The organism is Wolbachia endosymbiont (group A) of Conops quadrifasciatus, from assembly GCF_964027015.1.
GTDB lineage: Bacteria > Pseudomonadota > Alphaproteobacteria > Rickettsiales > Anaplasmataceae > Wolbachia.
This window is the reverse complement of record NZ_OZ034722.1, coordinates 489,608-506,216: the sequence shown is the minus strand read 5'-3', so window position 1 is coordinate 506,216 and position 16,609 is coordinate 489,608. Positions and strand designations below refer to the sequence as shown.

26 protein-coding genes and 2 tRNA genes are annotated in these 16,609 nt (G+C 35.0%); 26 read left to right on the top strand and 2 right to left on the bottom strand.

From position 1 onward, the window contains the following. Nucleotides 1–258: 258 nt before the first annotated feature. Together AAGD69_RS02640 and AAGD69_RS02635 are read left to right on the top strand one after the other, a co-directional pair. Nucleotides 259–1,557: a recombinase family protein gene (locus tag AAGD69_RS02640; protein WP_341812504.1), complete on the top strand. Its 1,299-nt coding sequence runs from the start codon at nt 259–261 to the stop codon at nt 1,555–1,557. A 30-nt stretch (nt 1,558–1,587) separates the two neighbouring features. Next, nucleotides 1,588–1,932, top strand: coding sequence for a hypothetical protein (locus AAGD69_RS02635; RefSeq protein ID WP_341812503.1), 345 nt, complete (start codon nt 1,588–1,590; stop codon nt 1,930–1,932). A 423-nt stretch (nt 1,933–2,355) separates the two neighbouring features. On the opposite strand, the gene AAGD69_RS02630 is transcribed toward AAGD69_RS02635, so the two are convergent. Beyond that, nucleotides 2,356–3,690 (bottom strand): ankyrin repeat domain-containing protein, encoded by a 1,335-nt coding sequence (locus AAGD69_RS02630; RefSeq protein ID WP_341812502.1) that lies wholly within the window; start codon nt 3,688–3,690, stop codon nt 2,356–2,358. Nucleotides 3,691–3,814: 124 nt separating this feature from the next. Here AAGD69_RS02630 and glpX point away from each other — a divergent pair, with 124 nt between their 5' ends. Next, complete coding sequence (glpX, locus tag AAGD69_RS02625; RefSeq protein ID WP_341812632.1) at nt 3,815–4,732, top strand: class II fructose-bisphosphatase; 918 nt, start codon at nt 3,815–3,817, stop codon at nt 4,730–4,732. 181 nt (nt 4,733–4,913) lie between these two features. Here the strand turns inward: glpX and AAGD69_RS02620 are convergent, their stop codons facing one another. Next, nucleotides 4,914–5,414, bottom strand: a complete 501-nt coding sequence (locus AAGD69_RS02620) for a hypothetical protein (RefSeq protein ID WP_341812501.1) — start codon at nt 5,412–5,414, stop codon at nt 4,914–4,916. Between the two features lie 183 nt (nt 5,415–5,597). Between AAGD69_RS02620 and carA the strand changes: the two genes are divergently transcribed. The 23 genes from carA to rpsE all read left to right on the top strand — a co-directional run bounded on the left by carA (nt 5,598) and on the right by rpsE (nt 16,608). Next, nucleotides 5,598–6,689, top strand: coding sequence for a glutamine-hydrolyzing carbamoyl-phosphate synthase small subunit (gene carA / locus AAGD69_RS02615; protein WP_341812500.1), 1,092 nt, complete (start codon nt 5,598–5,600; stop codon nt 6,687–6,689). A 114-nt stretch (nt 6,690–6,803) separates the two neighbouring features. Next, nucleotides 6,804–6,885, top strand: a tRNA-Tyr gene (locus AAGD69_RS02610). 4 nt (nt 6,886–6,889) lie between these two features. Then, nucleotides 6,890–6,960: transfer RNA gene (locus AAGD69_RS02605), tRNA-Gly, on the top strand. 78 nt (nt 6,961–7,038) lie between these two features. Then, on the top strand, nt 7,039–8,211 hold the full coding sequence (tuf, locus tag AAGD69_RS02600; RefSeq protein ID WP_264329094.1) for an elongation factor Tu: 1,173 nt from the start codon (nt 7,039–7,041) through the stop codon (nt 8,209–8,211). 14 nt (nt 8,212–8,225) lie between these two features. After that, nucleotides 8,226–8,546 (top strand): 30S ribosomal protein S10, encoded by a 321-nt coding sequence (gene rpsJ, locus AAGD69_RS02595; RefSeq protein WP_096616846.1) that lies wholly within the window; start codon nt 8,226–8,228, stop codon nt 8,544–8,546. A 9-nt stretch (nt 8,547–8,555) separates the two neighbouring features. Further along, a complete protein-coding gene (rplC, locus tag AAGD69_RS02590; RefSeq protein WP_341812499.1) occupies nt 8,556–9,278 on the top strand; it encodes a 50S ribosomal protein L3 in 723 nt (240 codons plus the stop codon). A 2-nt stretch (nt 9,279–9,280) separates the two neighbouring features. After that, entirely contained in the window at nt 9,281–9,895 is a 615-nt protein-coding gene (gene rplD / locus AAGD69_RS02585; protein ID WP_341812498.1) for a 50S ribosomal protein L4, read from the top strand. Further along, the gene (locus AAGD69_RS02580; protein ID WP_341812497.1) at nt 9,892–10,179 is read left to right on the top strand and encodes a 50S ribosomal protein L23; all 288 of its coding nucleotides are present in this window, start codon (nt 9,892–9,894) and stop codon (nt 10,177–10,179) included. Before rplD ends, AAGD69_RS02580 begins: the two co-directional genes overlap by 4 nt. A 1-nt stretch (nt 10,180) precedes the next feature. Continuing rightward, complete coding sequence (rplB, locus tag AAGD69_RS02575; RefSeq protein ID WP_253309089.1) at nt 10,181–11,005, top strand: 50S ribosomal protein L2; 825 nt, start codon at nt 10,181–10,183, stop codon at nt 11,003–11,005. A 3-nt stretch (nt 11,006–11,008) separates the two neighbouring features. Further along, nucleotides 11,009–11,293: a 30S ribosomal protein S19 gene (gene rpsS, locus AAGD69_RS02570; protein WP_341812496.1), complete on the top strand. Its 285-nt coding sequence runs from the start codon at nt 11,009–11,011 to the stop codon at nt 11,291–11,293. 5 nt (nt 11,294–11,298) lie between these two features. After that, a complete protein-coding gene (gene rplV, locus AAGD69_RS02565; RefSeq protein WP_096616838.1) occupies nt 11,299–11,649 on the top strand; it encodes a 50S ribosomal protein L22 in 351 nt (116 codons plus the stop codon). 39 nt (nt 11,650–11,688) lie between these two features. Beyond that, nucleotides 11,689–12,303 (top strand): 30S ribosomal protein S3, encoded by a 615-nt coding sequence (rpsC, locus tag AAGD69_RS02560; protein WP_341812495.1) that lies wholly within the window; start codon nt 11,689–11,691, stop codon nt 12,301–12,303. Between the two features lie 11 nt (nt 12,304–12,314). Beyond that, nucleotides 12,315–12,728, top strand: coding sequence for a 50S ribosomal protein L16 (gene rplP, locus AAGD69_RS02555; RefSeq protein ID WP_250294844.1), 414 nt, complete (start codon nt 12,315–12,317; stop codon nt 12,726–12,728). 11 nt (nt 12,729–12,739) lie between these two features. Next, nucleotides 12,740–12,943, top strand: coding sequence for a 50S ribosomal protein L29 (rpmC, locus tag AAGD69_RS02550; protein WP_006279350.1), 204 nt, complete (start codon nt 12,740–12,742; stop codon nt 12,941–12,943). Beyond that, a complete protein-coding gene (gene rpsQ / locus AAGD69_RS02545; RefSeq protein WP_182320424.1) occupies nt 12,936–13,172 on the top strand; it encodes a 30S ribosomal protein S17 in 237 nt (78 codons plus the stop codon). Before rpmC ends, rpsQ begins: the two co-directional genes overlap by 8 nt. Before the next feature lie 13 nt (nt 13,173–13,185). Next, on the top strand, nt 13,186–13,545 hold the full coding sequence (gene rplN / locus AAGD69_RS02540) for a 50S ribosomal protein L14 (protein WP_341812494.1): 360 nt from the start codon (nt 13,186–13,188) through the stop codon (nt 13,543–13,545). Further along, on the top strand, nt 13,545–13,862 hold the full coding sequence (rplX, locus tag AAGD69_RS02535; RefSeq protein ID WP_410529864.1) for a 50S ribosomal protein L24: 318 nt from the start codon (nt 13,545–13,547) through the stop codon (nt 13,860–13,862). The genes rplN and rplX overlap by 1 nt, the downstream gene beginning before the upstream one ends. A 6-nt stretch (nt 13,863–13,868) precedes the next feature. Next, nucleotides 13,869–14,402, top strand: a complete 534-nt coding sequence (rplE, locus tag AAGD69_RS02530) for a 50S ribosomal protein L5 (RefSeq protein WP_341812493.1) — start codon at nt 13,869–13,871, stop codon at nt 14,400–14,402. Between the two features lie 16 nt (nt 14,403–14,418). Further along, nucleotides 14,419–14,727 (top strand): 30S ribosomal protein S14, encoded by a 309-nt coding sequence (gene rpsN / locus AAGD69_RS02525; RefSeq protein WP_341812492.1) that lies wholly within the window; start codon nt 14,419–14,421, stop codon nt 14,725–14,727. 21 nt (nt 14,728–14,748) lie between these two features. Further along, nucleotides 14,749–15,144 carry a 30S ribosomal protein S8 gene (gene rpsH, locus AAGD69_RS02520; RefSeq protein WP_341812491.1) on the top strand — a complete coding sequence of 132 codons (396 nt, stop codon included), beginning with the start codon at nt 14,749–14,751 and terminating at the stop codon, nt 15,142–15,144. Between the two features lie 16 nt (nt 15,145–15,160). Beyond that, on the top strand, nt 15,161–15,706 hold the full coding sequence (rplF, locus tag AAGD69_RS02515) for a 50S ribosomal protein L6 (protein ID WP_341812490.1): 546 nt from the start codon (nt 15,161–15,163) through the stop codon (nt 15,704–15,706). Nucleotides 15,707–15,711: 5 nt separating this feature from the next. Then, on the top strand, nt 15,712–16,083 hold the full coding sequence (rplR, locus tag AAGD69_RS02510; RefSeq protein ID WP_250294835.1) for a 50S ribosomal protein L18: 372 nt from the start codon (nt 15,712–15,714) through the stop codon (nt 16,081–16,083). Between the two features lie 12 nt (nt 16,084–16,095). Beyond that, nucleotides 16,096–16,608: a 30S ribosomal protein S5 gene (rpsE, locus tag AAGD69_RS02505; RefSeq protein ID WP_253309082.1), complete on the top strand. Its 513-nt coding sequence runs from the start codon at nt 16,096–16,098 to the stop codon at nt 16,606–16,608. The last annotated feature ends 1 nt before the right edge of the window (nt 16,609 follow it).

The following is a 16,609-nucleotide window of genomic DNA, read 5'->3' as shown; positions in this document are numbered from 1 at the left end:
AAAACAAAACGAAGGTTAACAGTTGCGTCTTTTTCGCAAGAATAGCTGATAAATGGATTTATGGAAAAAAGGAGTGCCTGAACTATGAAAACATTTACAGGAGAGAAACTATGCGGAAAAGAACGCTTACTATTCATCATCATTACGAACCAAGTAAGTTATCAGACAAGTGTTTATCGGATGCTTACGGAATACTACTAAAACGACTGATGGAAAGAAAGAAAAAGGAATTTTTAAATAAAAAAGAGGTAGAAAGAAATGACAACAGTGGCCTTGTATGCAAGGGTTTCATCGAAGAAACAAGAACAGAACAACACAATAGAGAGCCAAGTTGTAGAGCTTGAGCGTAGAATTGCTACAGATGGGCATAAGTTATTGAATGAGAATAGATTTAAGGACAATGGCTTTAGTGGGTGGAATTTAGAGCGTGAAGGTTTAGATGAATTACGAGATAAAGTAGGAGAAGGAAAAATTGGTAAAATTTATATTCATTCGCCCGACCGGTTGTCAAGGAAATCAGCACACCAAGTGATATTACTTGATGAATTTGAGAAAACAGGAGTAGAAGTAATATTCTTGAATCATAAGGTTGAAAATAACCCAGAATCTAAGTTATTGCTAGGAATGGAAGGATTAGTGTCAGAGTATGAATGTACAAAGATTATGGAACGTAGTCGTAGAGGAAAACTCCATGCAGCAAAAAAAGGTCGTGTTAGTGTAATAGGTATTGCGCCTTTTGGTTATGATCATATAGAGCATGTAGATAGAGAAAAGACAAAATTTGAAATAAATGAAGAGGAAGCAAAAATAGTGCGAGACCTGTTTGAGTGGGTAGGTCAAGAAAGAATAAGTATAAAAGAAACAGTACGACGACTAAAAGAGAGGTGTACTGCTTCCCCAAGGGGCAAGGGAGTGTGGAACGTATGTACAATCCATAGAATATTAAGAAATCAAGCATACAAAGGAGAAGCGGCATTTGGTAAGTCGAAGGTAGGGCCAATAAGAAAAGCAGTGAGGGCAAGATGGAAAGTGCGCAAAAGGAACTATTCTGTTTATCGTACTGATGAGGAGAATTGGATAAAAATAACAATACCAAGGATAATTGAAGAGGAATTATTCGATATAGTACAAAAACAACTTGATGAAAATAGAAAGAGATCAAGAATACAACGAAGTGGAAGAAGGCACCTATTACAAGGACTAATGGTATGTCAGTGTTGCAAATATGCCTACTATGCAGCAAAAAACGCTAAGGGAGGAAGGAGCTACTATCGTTGTACTGGTACAGATGCAAGCCGTTTTGGCGGGACTAGAGTATGTAGCAACAAATCAATACGCATGGAGATACTAGAACCAGTTATATGGGAAGAAATGAAGAAGGTATTGAAAGACACGGATAAAGTTGCAAAAGAACATCAACTTATGCTTTTAGAACATAAAAATAAGCAACCAAATGATGAGATTGAAAAAGAAATAAGCAAATTAGAACAAGGTATCAAAAGACTAAATTATGTCTATGTTCGAGAACGCATAACTCAGGAGGAATATGATCTATAAGCTGAGGAAATAGAGAAGAAGTTAAAAGCAATGAGAAACCAGAAGGAAGAGGTGGTTGATGAAAAGGAACTACAGAGGGAAATAGATTTTATCATAAGTAGTATAAAAGGTTTTGCCTCTGTGGTTGAATCAGAACTTGGTCAAGCAGATTGGGAGGCTAAGCTTAATATAATTAGAGCATTAGTCAAACGCGTTGAAATTGATCACGATAATATACATATAGTGTTTCGATTTCAAGAACTTGCCCTGGCAGAAATGCAGAAAAAAAATGTTCAACATTATATCAGGAGTCCAGTATTACGTAATTGGCGTCTTATTTTTAATTTTTTGTACTATGCGCACCTTATGTCTTCACAACCATTTCTAGCCATATAAGCTGAAATGCGCTTATAAAGCGTTTAAGACAGTATAGAACGCCAATTTGCAGGATTAGAGAGTGACAACTAGCTAACACGGGATTTCTTTTGCCTTTTTTTCCGCTTAGTAAATTTCTTAAACATTTAAACTAAGGTGAGTTGCATTTAAAAGCAGCTGAGTCGCGGTTATTAGACGTTTAAAACATAAAAAAAACGCCAATGTTTTTAAATAGATATTAACCGGGGTTTCTTTTGTCTTTCTTTTCATTTGGTAAATTTCTTAAATGTTTATGGTTAAAAGAGCCCAAGAGAGGTGTCATCCAAGTAGCTGACACTGGAATCTAGTCTTTATTATGCAGCCACTTATTTAAAGTTAAGTTTTCTGGATCCAAGTAGTCAGGGCACTGGGATGACATCCTGCTTGGCAAATATTTCTCTTAAATCACACCTTTTGCATATATGAACTTACGTGTTCAACTTTATTTTTTTCCATTTCTCTATAGCTTGGTAATGTAGAATTTTTTATATGCAACCCGGTACATACTGCAACCAAAGCAGCTACAATACCGCAAATTGCTGCACCAGCCACAAATGGAACCATTACAGCAGCAGCAATGAATAATCCTGTAATAACAACTCCAACAGCATCTTTTGTTAATGAGGTGTAAAAATTTTCCTTGCTTTCTTTATATTTAGTTTCTTTTTCATTTGGCACAGAAAATTGAGCATCTACGAAGCCATTAGCTTTATTATCATTATTTGGTGTGGCAGTTTGGTCAGTCCTTGTTGATAAAGGTGTTTTATTTTCGTTATTATGATTTAGCTGGCCATTTGGTGTATTTACAGGTCTACTACCAATGTTCCCATTACTGCTGCAAGGTTTTGCTCTGTTTTTTTCTACATTAGGTGTTTCTGTTACAATAAAGTTTAAAAGCACCTGAATAATTTCTTCTTGTCTATTATTTATAGCCAACTCTAAAGCTGCTTGTCTGCTTTCATCATTTACATAACCTAAAAATGCCCCAACTTCTTGGACATTACCTTGAACAATAGCAGAATGCAAAGCGTTAAATTTTTCCGTTTCATCAAACTTATCACTACCCAAAAGTACCTTAACAACGTCAGCTTGTTTTGTTATTGCAGCTATGCCCAATATAGTTCTGGAAGCAGTATCTTTAAAATCGATTCCAATGTTTAAATTTGTGAACAACTCAACAACCTTTAGAAATATACTGCGATCGCCGGTAATACTAGGCCCTTCTGAACGAACAGCATAATAAAGCAAAGTCCAACCACTTTGATCTATTATTTCTTTATCTATTTTCTCCTTTTTGAGTTCCTTATCAAACTCCCCAACAGTTATATCGGGGTTTTGAGTTATAATTTCCTTTATCTTTTTATATGACGTAGCAAATTGAGCATCTCTGGAGTTACTAGAATCTACTTCATTGCTGTCTGCTTTATTTTCTCCTATATCAGGTGTGTTTTGCCCCTCTTCTTCCTTGTTTATTGCTGCGGTTATTTGCTCTTGTTGAAGGGGTTTACACCCATTTTGGAGGAGAAAATCCTTAACGCGTGTGTTGTTATTTTCGGTTGCATGTTTTAGAAGTAAGTCTCCTAATGAATTGTCTCCTTCACATTTATCTTGGAAATTAACTTCTTTCCACTTTGGTTCCTTTTGCAAATCTTTAAGACTAGCAATTCCCTTATCATCATATTTTACAATTGTAGCTATCTTTCGATACAACTCTATAATATCATCATTACTATATACCATAACTAAACCTACTACTATATGTTAGTTTATTATAGCAACTTTCCCACAACCAGTCAAGACATATTGCAGTTTCAAGCAGCATGATATATATTGAATGCTTTATTTATAGTTCTTAAAGCAAATGATGGAAGATTTAGCCTATGAATTAGTTAAAGTGACCGAAGCTGCAGCACTTGCTGCATATAAACTAGCAGGCTTCGGTGACGAAAAAAAGGCTGATCAGGTTGCAGTTGATGCAATGCGTACAGTATTAAATTCAATGGAAATAAATGGTACTATCGTAATTGGTGAAGGTGAGAGAGATTCAGCACCAATGCTATATATTGGCGAGAAGGTTGGCACTGGAAATGGTCCTGAGATCGACATTGCAGTTGACCCACTTGAGGGTACCACAATTTGCGCTCACTACAAACAGGGGGCAATGTCCGTTCTTGCTGCAACGAAAAAAGGTGATTTTTTACACGCACCTGATGTTTATATGGAAAAGATAGCAGTAGGAAAAAATCTCCCAGAGGGTGTAGTCTCACTAAAAAATAGCATTGAAAAGAATCTAGACAATTTAGCCAAGGCAAAAGGATGTAAAGTAAATGATCTTACAGTAACTATACTTAATCGTGAAAGGCATGATGAATTAATAGTGAAAATCAGGAAGTTGGGAGCAAAAGTTAAACTAATGGATGATGGTGATGTTGCGGCCATAGTTTCACTAGTAAATGGCAATCACGATATGTATATCGGAATAGGAGGGGCACCAGAAGGGGTGCTTGCGGCTGCAGCGCTGAGTTCAATCGGTGGACAGATGGAGGGAAGATTAATATTTGACACAGATCAGTTAAGAGAAAGAGCAAAAAATTTAAATATTGATGACCCAGAAAAAATCTACACCATAAAAGATATGGCAAGAGGTGAATCAGTGTTTATTGCAACTGGAGTAACAAGCGGAGAACTTGTGGATGGAGTTGAATTTAGTCATAATGTCTGTTCAACTAGTTCTTTAATAATTCTACCTAACAAGCTGATAAAGCTGCAAGTTATAAGTTAGGTTAATTATTTTTCAATATATTATGTAAGAGTTAAAGGGAGTGTTAAAATGTTAGATTCATTTTCTCAAGAGAAACTAATTGTACAAGAAGTTCCTCAAGACGGACATAAAAAGAAGGCTGAACCCTTTTCAAAACCTTCTATCTATTGTTTCTTAAACCACTCTGCTGAACGGAGACAGTTTAGGCTGTTATGCCTGGCGGCTTTGTTGGAATAAGTTTTTCAACATTGCTAACAATAAAATTGATTGTATCGTCAGCTACCTTATCGAATTTATCATTTATCTCTTTTCCTATTTTTTCATTTTTAACATATTCGTGTAGAGCTAAAGCAGTTATAGCTGCACATGCTGCAATTAAGCCAGTTTTTGCTATAATGAGCATTGATAATCCTCCTGCAAATATAAATGTTAATCCAATAGCTAGGTTTATAATTTTACTTTGTATTGTTTGTTGTGCTGCCTGATTCTGATCTACTTTTTCTTTTTCAAGAGCGTTTGATATTGTTTTTGAGAAAATTTTTACCGCGATTGTTGCAATTGCGATCATAGCTAATCCTATGGCTATTTTTGCTAAGAGAAAAAATGATGGGAACACCATCGCAGAGAATAGTAAGCCAGCTCCTACAATTAGTAACTTATTTTTAGGTTGGATTTCATTTGATATAATAAACCTCCATTTCATAACTGCCGGAGTATACCTAATATAAAATACGGAGATAGTCAACATATTTTATGAAAGGGCACGTTAAAAGTTTTTTTCATGTTGTTCTTCGCCGCCTCGTGGTTAAATTTGGAATTTTAGAAAGAGTTACGTATTATTTGAAATTCTTGTATACTGTTTTGAATCAGTTAAATAGATAATGAAGTGCAGGACGCAGTTTTAATTTTACAAGATGGTAAATGCTTTTGGGGAAAATCAGTAGGTAAAAAAGGCAAGTGCATAGGTGAGGTCTGTTTTACCACTGGTATGACCGGTTATCAGCATACTATAACTGATCCTTCTTTTGCTGATCAAATTATAACGTTCACTTTTCCTCATATTGGTAACATTGGAATAAACCATAAAGATAATGAAGGAGAGAAAATTCTTGCAAGTGGTGTGGTTATGCGTGAACTTTCTTCTATGTCCCACCCTTCTTCATATATCAGTTTAAATGATTGGTTAGAGAAAAATAACGTGATTGGGATATCAAGAGTTGATACTAGAGCTTTAACGAGATATTTGAGAGAACATGGATCTCAAAATGGAATGATATGCTCATCGAGTAAGGCGCATGCGTTGGACAAATTGAAGGAATACAAATCTGTAAATGGGATAGAAATAACCAATAAAGTCAGCTTGCATAGTAATTTTAAAAGTGACCTTAATGCAAAATATAGGGTTGTAATCGTTGATTTTGGCGTAAAAATCAGTATAGTTTCACGCTTAATAGAACTTGGTTGTACAGTTGAATTAATCAGACCAAGCACAGGTTTTGCTCAAAAAGTGTTGAGTATGAATCCAGATGGTATAGTGCTTTCAAATGGTCCTGGTGATCCGCAAGAAATAGGAGAAAGTGTAGTTTCAGAGATAGACATTATTATAAAATCTAAAATACCAATTTTTGGCATATGCATGGGTCATCAATTACTTGCGATTACTTTGGGAGCAAAGACCATCAAGATGGATATTGGTCACCGAGGGAGTAACCATCCAGTTTATGATGTAATTAGTGGAAAAGTTGAGATCACTAGCCAAAATCATGGTTTTGTTGTTGATTCAGCTTCTCTTCCAAGTAATGTTGAAATTACTCACATTTCTCTATTTGATAATAGTGTAGAGGGAATAATGATGAAGGATTACTCAGTCTTTTCTGTGCAATATCATCCAGAAGAAGCGCCAGGTACGCATGATTCGCATTATTTATTTAGACGTTTTATTGGCAATATTGTGTTGTATAAAATGAAATCTGCATGATTTTAATCAGGGTAGGTTTTATTGCTTGATTTTTTAATTTTAGGCGTTTAGTATTAAATACAATAAAAGCTTGAGTTAAGGTACTAAAATAGCGTTCTCTTAACAAATTTTTGTGGAGGAGTGACCGAGTGGTTAAAGGTAACAGACTGTAAATCTGTCCGCATTGCGTACGTAGGTTCGAATCCTACCTCCTCCATTGTGCGGGTATAGCTCAATGGTAGAGCTCTAGCCTTCCAAGCTAGTGAAGTGGGTTCGATTCCCACTATCCGCTCTTTTTTTTGTTGTATTTTTATAAAATCAACATATTATTTATTGATGTATTTGTATTTTAGGTAGAAAAGTTTAAATTATGACAGCAGTAGTGGAAGCATTTGGAAAGCCGCATGTAAATGTGGGAACAATAGGACATGTGGATCATGGGAAGACAACGTTAACAGCGGCGATAACAAAGCATTATGGAAATTTTGTAGCGTATGATCAGATAGATAAGGCGCCAGAAGAAAGGAAAAGGGGGATAACGATAGCAACAGCGCATGTTGAGTATCAGACGGAAAAAAGGCATTATGCACACGTTGATTGTCCTGGACATGCTGACTATGTAAAGAACATGATAGTAGGTGCAGCACAGATGGATGCGGCGATATTGGTAGTGTCGGGGGTTGATGGGCCAATGCCACAAACGAGAGAGCATATATTGCTAGCGAAGCAGGTAGGTGTTGGATATATCGTGGTATATATAAATAAAGCTGATGTTGCTGATGCTGATATGATAGATTTGGTAGAAATGGAAGTGAGGGAATTGCTGAATAAATACGGATTTCCAGGGGATGAAGTGCCTGTGGTAGTGGGGTCTGCATTGAAAGCGCTGGAGGATGACAGTAGCGAATATGGAAAGAAATCAATAGATAAATTGATGGAAAAGTTAGATGAGTATGTGGCGGTTCCACCAAGGCCTGTGGATTTACCATTTTTATTGCCAATCGAGGATGTATTTTCGATATCGGGGCGAGGAACGGTGGTAACAGGAAGGATAGAGAAGGGAGAGATAAAGACGGGAGAAGAGATAGAGATAATAGGTCTGAAAGCGACGCAAAAGACGATATGCACAGGTGTAGAAATGTTTAAGAAGTTGCTGGATAAGGGAAGTGCAGGACTCAATGTAGGAATATTGTTAAGAGGAACAAAAAGAGAAGAAGTGGAGAGAGGACAAGTATTAGCAAAACCGGGGACGATAACGCCGCATAGAAAGTTTAGGGCGGAGGTTTATATATTAAAGAAAGAGGAAGGAGGAAGGCATACACCATTTTTTGCGAATTACCAGCCACAGTTTTATTTAAGGACAACGGATGTAACTGGGAGCATAAAATTGCTAGATGGGAAGGAGATGGTAATGCCAGGAGATAATGTGAGTGTAGAAGTAGAATTGCAAGTACCGATAGCAATGGATAAGGGATTGCGTTTTGCGATAAGAGAAGGCGGTAGAACTGTTGGTTCTGGTGTTGTTTCTGAAATTTTGGAGTGAGTGTAGTAACTAAGATGAAGCAAGATATATATATTAACATTAAGGCTTTCGATTGTTCTTTATTGGAGGAGTGTGTTCGAAAATTTGTTGATGAATTAAAGCGGTCCAATGCAAAATTATCTGGTCCGATTGCGTTGCCAAGAAAAGATTCTAAATTTATTGTTAATAGATCTCCTCACGTTGATAAAAAATCTCGTGAACAGTTTGAAATGAGAACTTCTAGGCGTTTGATTGTTTTACATGATCTTACTCCTACTATGATGCAGATGCTTACAGGTTTATCTTTTTCTGCTGGCGTAGAAGTAGATTTAAAAGTCAAGGAAGTTAAGGTTTAGGAGAAGGAAATGAAGAGAATAAATTCACTGAGGAGAATTGGTTTATTAATGACGAATATTGGTCATACTGCTATATATTCTGACAATAGTTGCATGGCTGTAACTTTATTGCATCTCAGCGAAACTCATATTGTTGATATAAAAGGACAAGATAAATGTGGCTATAATTCAGTCATTTTAGGCACAGGAGATTTTAAAAATATAGCAAAACCTCAGTTGGAATATTTAAAGAAAAAGGGTATAAATAATAAATGTAAGTTATACGAAAGTAGATTAAATGACCTGTCGGGAATAGAATGTGGTAAAAAAGTGGGAATCAATCATTTTGTGGTTGGTCAATATCTTGATATTACGGGTTATTCTATAGGTAAAGGATTTGCTGGTGTGATGAAGCGGCATAACTTCAGTGGGCTTAGGGCATCTCATGGTGTTTCTATTGCTCACAGATCACAAGGTTCCACTGGTCAATGTCAGGATCCTGGTAGAGTATTCAAAGGAAAGAAAATGGCTGGTCATTTAGGTAACAGCAGAATAACTGCACAAAATATGAAGATATTATCCATTGATCATGAAAATAGTATAATTGCTGTGAAGGGTAATAATGTTCCTGGGTTTAAAAATTCCTATGTTTTTGTAAGAGATGCAGTTAAAAAATCTTTACATAAAGATGTTCCTTTCCCGGTAGGTTTACTGTTAGATGTAAATGATGATGCTAGTAATTTGGTAAGTTAGTTATGGAATGTAATTTAGTTAATCTATCTAATAATAATGTAGGTACTGCTCAGCTCAATCCTTTGATATTTTCTGCTAAGCAAAAATTGAGTATTTTGCATGATATAGTGAGATGGCAATTAGCGAAGAGAAGAGCTGGTACTCATAAAACAAAAGGTATCAGTGATGTCTCTGGTACAACAGCTAAACCTTATGGTCAAAAACGTACCGGTAGAGCAAGACAAGGGAGCTTGCGATCTCCTCAATTTAGAGGTGGTGGAGTTATTTTTGGCCCTGTTGTGAGGAGTCATACTTATTCTCTTAATAAGAAGGTACGCAAATTTGGTTTAAAAATTGCTTTATCTCTAAAGTATTTAAATAATCAAGTGATTATTCTGGATAATTTAAATATTGATGTGAAGAAAACGTCTGAAATGTGTAAATATATTAAAAATTTTAAATTTTCTTCCTTTTTGATAGTTGGTGATTATGGAGATGATTTGTTGCGTGCTGTTAGAAACTTGCATTATGTAGACTTAATCAAACCTATTGGGTTAAATGTCTTTGATATATTGAATCACGAATGCGTGATGTTGACAAAGGATACTTTAAAGCATCTTGAAGGTAGATTGTTATGATCAAATATAATAATATAATAAAATCTCCTATAATTACAGAAAAGGCCTCTTTTTTGAGGGAGAAGTTTAATAAATATTCTTTGTATGTTTTTGTAAATGTAAATAAGCGTCAAATAAAGTTGGCAATAGAGTCTCTATTTAATGTTAAAATTTCTTCTATAAATGTTGTTAGAATTAAGCCTAAATATAGGCGTTTCAGGGGTGTGATTGGTTGTGAAAAACAGAAAAAGAAAGTTTATTTTTCTTTGATAGATGGTCAAAAATTAGATATAATGAACGTTTAATATGGGTATGAAATTTTTTAATCCTGTTACTCCGTCTTCTCGTGGGACTGTGTTAGTAAGTAAAGTTGGTTTATCAAAAGATGAGCCAGAAAAGTCTCTTACATCCGGTAAAAAGTCCAGTGGTGGAAGAAATAATTATGGTAGAATTACAACTCGTCATAGGGGTGGTGGTCACAAAAAGAAGTATAGAGTTATAGATTTTAAGCGTAATAGAAGTGGTCAGGGTATAGTTGAAAAAATAGAGTATGATCCAAATAGAAGTGGGTTTTTAGCGTTAATATCATATAAGGAAGATGATATTAAGTCTTATATATTAGCTCCTCAAGGTATGAAGCCTGGTGATATTGTTACAGCTGGAAATGATGCTGATATTTTGCCAGGTAATTGTTTGCTACTCAAGTATATACCTGTTGGTTCTTTCGTTCATAATGTTGAGCTGAAGCCAGGTAATGGTGCTGCGATTGCTAGAGCTGCTGGTTGTTATGCGCAAATCGTTGGTCGTGATGGCCAATATGTTTTATTACGACTCAGGTCTGGTCAAATTAGGTTGATTTTATCTTCTTGCAAGGCTACTATTGGTGTAGTATCTAACCCTGACCATAAGAATAGAAAGCTGGGTAAAGCTGGAAGAAGTAGGTGGCTTGGAATTAGACCTACTGTGCGTGGGGTTGCAATGAATCCGGTTGACCATCCTCATGGAGGTGGGGAAGGAAAAACCTCTGGTGGTCGTCATCCTGTTACTCCTTGGGGTGTTGCAACAAAAGGAAAGAAAACTCGGAGGAAAAATAAATCTAGTGATAAGTATATAAAACAATTGAAAGGTTAGTTTATGAGTAGATCTGCGTGGAAGCCTCCTTTTTGTCATCCTTCTATATTAAAGTCGGTGAATAATGCTTTAAACAAGGGGTTTGTTAACATGGCTATAAAAGTTCATTCCAGGGCTTCTGTAATTCTTCCTAATTGTTTAGGTTTAAAGTTTGCTGTTTATAATGGTAAGGATTACATTCCTGTTAATGTTAATGATCAGAATATAATAGGTCATAAGTTTGGTGAGTTTTCGCCCACTCGTAAATTTACTGGGCATAGTGGTGATAAAAAGGCGACAAGAAGGTAATTGATATGAAAAACAGAGATGTAATAGTTAAAGCTGGTTCTAGGGTTTTAAAATCAACTCCTCGTAAATTGAATTTGGTTGCTGGTTTAGTACGTAATAAAAAAGTTTCTTTTGCCACTGTGCAATTAAGATTTTGTGAAAAGAAAGCTGCGGGTCTTATAAGGAAGGTATTAAATTCTGCGATTGCTAATGCTCAATATAATTATGGATTGGATATCGATAATTTATATATAAAAGAAATTTCAATAGGTAAGTCTCTTACTTTACGTAGGGTATGTCCAAAAGCTATGGGTAGAGCTAATAGAGTTAGTAAACGTTATAGTAATATAACTGTAAAATTGGGGGAAATTATATGATTCATAAAAATAGAAAATTAATAAGGAAAGTGCAAAAGTATGGGAAACGTTAATCCTAAAGGGTTTAGGTTAAAAATAATTAATACTTGGTTGTCTGTTTGGTATGCTGAGAAGGGTTATAAACAAGGGTTGCATCAAGATTTATCTATTCGCAGTTATATAAATGAATCTTTTAAGCATGCTGGTGTTTCTAAAGTAATTATAGAGCGTACAATCGATTTAGTGTCTGTAATAATACATTCTTCTAGACCTGGAGTGATAATAGGTAAAAAAGGCTCAGATATTGAGAAGATAAAGCAAAAAATAGCTGAAAAAGTAAAAAATAATGTGGAAGTGAATGTAGTAGGAGTTAAAAGGTCTGAAATAGATGCAACTTTAATATCAAACAGCATTGCGCAACAGTTAGAAAAAAGGGTTTCATTTAGAAGAGCGATGAAAAAAGCTATTCAAAGTTGTTTGAGGATGGGTGCTAGAGGTATTAAAGTAAGTTGTTCTGGTCGCCTTGGCGGAGCTGAGATAGCTCGTACTGAATGGTATAAAGAAGGTCGTTTGCCTTTACACACTTTACGTGCTAATATAGATTATGCTTTTTATGAAGCAAAAACTATATATGGTATTATAGGAGTTAAGGTTTGGGTTTATATTGGTAATTAAGGTATATTGAGATGTTTGTTCCCAAAAAGAGTAAATATAAGAAGGTATTTAAGGGGCGAATTAAGGGTAATACAAAAGGTGGTAGCACATTATCTTTTGGAGATTATGGCTTAAAAGCTGTAGAAGCAGGTAGGATTCAGTCTAAGCATATTGAAACTGCAAGGCGTGTAATATCTAGAACATTAAAACGCTCTGGTAAAGTGTGGATAAGAATTTTTCCTGATACCCCTGTTAGTAAAAAGCCGGCAGATGTACGTATGGGTAAGGGAAAAGGTAGTGTTGAATTTTGGGTGTTTAAAGCTAAGCCCGGTAGAATGTTGTTTGAAATTAGCAGTGATGTTCCCATGCATTTAGCAAGATTGGCGCTTGAAAAGGCAACCGCTAAGCTTCCTATGAAGTGTAAATTTGTATCTAATCATAATTAAATGGAGTTGCAATGGATATAGCTGACATTGAATCGAGGTCTTCACAAGAATTGCATGAAATTCTTGTGAATTTGAGAAAAGAGTTTGTTAATTTGGTTTTTCAAAAGAAGTTGGGGCAGTGCAACAATATTTCGCGTTTTAGCTTAATAAGAAAGAGCATAGCTCGTATTCTAACTACATTAAATAAAAGAAGAAGAGAGGAAAAGAATGCCTAAAAAGGTTTTTTGTGGTACTGTAACTAAGGCTAAGTGTGATAAGACTGTAAAGGTTTCGGTATTACAAGTGTATAAGGATGAGCTGTATAAAAAGGTTATAAAAAAATACAAGAAGTATACAGCACATGATGAGAATAATAGTTGTAAAGAAGGGGACAAGGTTTTAATACAAGAACACAAGCCTATTTCTACTACTAAAAAATGGGTTGTTGTTAATAGCTCACATTAAATAGGATATTTATATGATTCAAAAAAATACATTGTTGGAAGTAGCTGATAATTCTGGTGCGCGTGCAGTGCTTTGTATTGGTTTATTGGGTGGTAGAAAGTCTGCATCTATAGGTGACACAGTTATTGTATCTACTAAATCTATTACTCCAAGAGGGAAGGTTGAGAAGGGAAAAGTATATAGAGCAGTTGTGGTGAGGGTGAAAAGCCCTATTAGAAAATCTGATGGTTCTGTAATTCATTTTTCTAGCAATGCTGTAGTTTTGATTAACGATCAAGGTGAACCACTTGGCACTCGGGTATTTGGTCCGGTAAAAAAGTTATCATCTGGTTCTTTTATGAAGATAATGTCATTAGCTGTTGAGGCTTTATAATGAGTGCTAAAATAAAAAGTGGTGACGACGTTATAGTTTTAACTGGTAGAGATAAGGGAAAAATTGGTAAAGTGATTAAAGTTGTGGCATGTGATGCTAAAAAGAAAGTAATTGTTTCTGGGGTAAATGTATATAAGAGACACACTAAACCAAAAGCTGGTAGTAGTGGTGGTATATTAAATAAAGAGTTAGCTATTGATATATCCAACGTTGCAACATTGGACCCTAAATATAAAACTCTAACTAGAGTGGGGTTTAAGGTTATAGACGGTAGAAAAGTGCGTTTTGCAAAAGTTTCTGGAGAAGTGATAGATTAGGTTGATATGTTTAAAGAATTGTATAAAGATAGCATAGTAAAGTCCTTAAAGGATAAGTTTAATTACGGCAATATAATGCAAGTGCCTAAACTTGTCAAGGTGTGTATCAATATGGGCGTTGGAGATGCTGCTACAGATAGTAAAGCAATAAATGAACCACTTGATAGCCTATATTTGATTGCTGGGCAGAAGCCTTTATCAATTTTTGCAAAAAAATCTATTTCTGGCTTCAAGATCAGAAAAGGTGCTATAGTAGGTTGCAAAATAACTTTGCGTAGAGATAAAATGTATGAGTTTTTAGAAAGATTGATATATATTGCTTTGCCAAGGGAAAAAGATTTTAGAGGATTTAGTGTGAAGCAATTTGACGGTAATGGTAATTTTTCCTTTGGTATAAAGGAACATATCTCGTTTTTAGAAATAGACTATGATAAAATAAGTAAAATTAGAGGTATGGATATTAATATTATAACAAGTGCAGTTAGTGATAAGGAAGCAAAGGAATTATTACTGGCTCTTAAATTTCCTTTTTTTGATTAATTGAGAGGAGAAATATATGGCAAAAAAATCTATGATAGAAAGAAATTTTCGCAGAATAAAGCTGTGCGATCAATATAAAGAAAAAAGAGAGAAATTGAAATCTATAATAAATAATAAGAATTTGTCTATTGTAGAAAGGTTTACAGCTCAAAATAAATTAATTAAAAAATTGCCTAGAAATTCTTCTAAAACCAAAATTAGAAATAGGTGTGCTTTAACTGGGAGACCAAGAGGAGTATATAGAAAATTTGGTTTATGTAGAATTGTTTTGCGTGATTTATGTTCTTTTGGGCAAGTTCCAGGAGTTACAAAGTCTAGTTGGTAAATATAATATAAGGAGTATATTGTGGCGTTATCTGATAGTATTGGTGATTTTTTAACAAGGATACGTAATGCTCAATTGGCAATGCATAGAACAACAAGAGTGTCGTTTTCTAAAGTGAATTCTTCTATACTGAAGATTTTAAAAGATGAAGGGTATATCCTTGATTATGAAAAGCAAGTTGTAGATAATTTACCTTCTTTCATTGTAAAATTGAAGTATTATGAGAAGTCACCTGTAATTAGTGACATAGTTAGGGTGTCAAAGCCTGGTTGTCGTTGTTATTCTAAGTATAAGGACATTTCTAAAGCATATAATGGTCTTGGTATTTTTATTATATCGACACCCAAAGGAGTGATGACTGATTATAATGCACATAAGTTAAAGGTTGGTGGAGAAGTTTTGTGTCGTGTGTTTTAAATAATAGGAGAAATTCATGTCTCGTATAGGTGCTGCTCCTATCAATATTCCTGCTGGTGTTTCAGTTGAATATAATAATGGTAGGATGTTAATAAAGAGTGCTAAGGCTGAAAAAGAGCTTAGCTTAATCAGTGATGTTGTGTGCCGGATTGTTGATAATCAGCTACTCCTTTCTGTGGATCAAGATAAAGATGATTATGATGAAATAAAGCCTATGTGGGGCACTTATAGGAGTAATATTAATAATATTATTAACGGCATGGTTGATGGTTTTTCTGTTAATCTTGAGATTAACGGTGTTGGATATAAGGCAGAGTGTGATGGTAAGTATTTGACTTTGTATCTTGGTTATAGCCATAATGTTAAATATAAAGTGCCTAAAGATGTTGAGATTAAGTGCATAAAGCCAACTCACTTAGTAGTTAGTGGTATGGATAAGCAAAAAGTCTATATGGTGGCATCTGATATATGCAGGATTAGGAAGTACGATCCTTATAAAGGTAAGGGTATTGTAATAAAGGGTAAATTTATGTTGCGTAAAGTTGTAAGTAAAAAGAAGTAATTAAGATGAGAAGGTTATATAATTTTTTAAGTAACTATGAAAAAAGGAAGTTGCGTAATAGAGCGAAGCTTGACAAGAGCGCTGAACGTTTGCGTATATCCATATTTAAATCTAATAGGCATTTTTATGTCCAGTTAATTAATGATGTAAAAGGAGTAACTCTCACTTCAGCTTCTACTTTGGATGCTAAAATTAAGGATGTATGTAAAGGAAAAGTCAATGCTGAAACTATAAAACAGGTTTCTTCTTTAATGATTGAGCGCTTATCTGGTCTGAAATTAGAACAAAAGCTAGTATTTGATCGTGGAGCGTATAAATATACAGGATTAGTTTCTCAATTTGCTGAGGCTTTAAGAAGTTCTGGATTTGAGTTTTAGAAGGTTTTGAATATGGCTATAAAGAATTTACAAAATAATAATGATTTATCAGAGCTTTTAGTTTCGGTACGAAGAGTAACAACGGTTACCAAAGGTGGCAGAAGATTTTCATTTTCAATTTTGGTTGTTGTTGGCGATGGGAAGGGTAGGGTAGGATGTGGAATAGGTAAGCACGCAGAAGTTGCTGAAGCAAGAGTCAAAGCTGTAAATGCTGCAAAGAAATCGATGATTAGAGTATACTTGCGTGAAGGTAGAACTTTGCATCATGATATTAAAGCTAAATTTTGTTCTGGTGAGATAGTTTTAAGAACCGCAAGAGCCGGAACAGGTATTATTGCTGGTGGAGCGATTAGATCAGTTTTTGAGGTGTTAGGTATAAAGGATGTGGTAGCTAAATCCACTAGATCAAATAATCCTCATAACGTTATATGTGCGGTATTTAAGGCTTTTGATAGTATGTTATCTCCTCGTCAGGTAGCAAGCAAAAGAGGCAAAAAGATTAGCGAGATAGTTGGAAACAGGTAAA